This is a genomic window from Bradyrhizobium genomosp. I (2014) (genome assembly GCF_000261685.1).
In the GTDB taxonomy this organism is placed as follows: Bacteria; Pseudomonadota; Alphaproteobacteria; order Rhizobiales; family Xanthobacteraceae; genus Bradyrhizobium.
Genome location: NZ_AJQE01000482.1, coordinates 1 through 1,306, shown reverse-complemented (window position 1 = coordinate 1,306; position 1,306 = coordinate 1). Strand labels below are relative to the sequence as shown.

The following is a 1,306-nucleotide window of genomic DNA, read 5'->3' as shown; positions in this document are numbered from 1 at the left end:
CGTGAGCATAGCGACCCGAAGGGGCACGCGGGTCCGAGTGCAGCGACGAGACCGGTTCAATAGCGGCACCCGGGAACGGGGCAGTGATAGCGATCGCCGAGAGGCGAGCCCCTTTCCCGAGTGCCCCCGGCGGGGAGCTCCGCATCTCCTAGCGCGAGGGATCGACGCCGCACGGCGGCCGAGACGCAAGGCAGCTCGGTCCATATGTGGACGGCCCCCGACTTGCAAGGATTGGATCGGTCAGCATATTCGGATCGCTTGCGCTCATATGTCCGGCCTATTTTCGGATCTTACGATCCTTGGCCAAGATGGGCTTCGCGGACGGTGAGTTCCAAACACGAGAGCGGCATTTGCTGCCGGTAAACCGAGCGGAGTGTCTCACATGACCGGCTCGCGCCGAACGTACCACCTCGTCCTTTCCTGCAAGTTCCGGCCTCAGCGTCAGATCTAGCCGTCTGACGCAAAGCTCTGCTTGTCGTTCAAAGTCTATGTCGGCGATGGGATCGGCACCGCGCTCGCAGCCCGGTACCGCTCGCCGGTAACCATCAGCTTCCAAGCTATCCGCGCCAGCTTGTTTGCTAACGCTATCGCCACCAGCTTCGGCGGCTTGCGCGTGATGATGTCTGTCAGCCAGGGCCAAGAGCGGCTCCCGCGTCGTCGCACATCCGCGATCACGGCTGTCGCGCCAGCTACCAAGACGGTTCGCAACATGCCATCACCGGCGCGCGTGATGACACCGAGTCGATTCTTGCCGGCCGTGGAATGATTTTTTGGCGTCAGGCCAAGCCAAGCAGCAAAGTTTCTTGCCGATTTGAACCCGCGGGCATCCACGACCTTGATTGACAGCAGCGTCGCACCGATTGGCCCAATTCCTGGAATGGTTGCCAGTCTTCGGCTCATCTCGTTGCTCCGATGGATTTGCGTGAGCTTCTTATCGAGCGTAACGACCTGATCATCGACGCGCGCCAGTTCTGCAGCCAACGCCTCTATCAAGTCTATCGCCAGGTGCGGGACCGTCGCATCAGCCTTGATATCGATCAGCAATTGCGGAAGCCGCGAAAGCCCCTTGGGCGCGGTAAAGCCGAACTCAGCGGCGTAGCCGCGGATCGAATTGGCGAGCTGGGTGCGCCTACTGATGAACTGAGCCCGCACGCGCGTCAGCATCTGCGTGCCCTGCTGCTCAGGACTTTTGACCGGCACGAAGTTCTTGCGCAGTTTTGGCCGGCTTGCCGCCTCGCAAATCGCCTCGGCGTCCGCAGCGTCGGATTTCCCTCGCTGCAGTAGAGTCGAGGAGAGGCGCGGTGAT

At 61.5% G+C, this 1,306-nt stretch carries 1 protein-coding gene; it reads right to left on the bottom strand.

The features are described 5' to 3' along the window. Positions 1–486 precede the first annotated feature (486 nt). Positions 487–1,306 (bottom strand): IS110 family transposase (locus tag IC50_RS38140; RefSeq protein WP_035716821.1); only part of this gene is annotated, 820 nt, incomplete at its 5' end.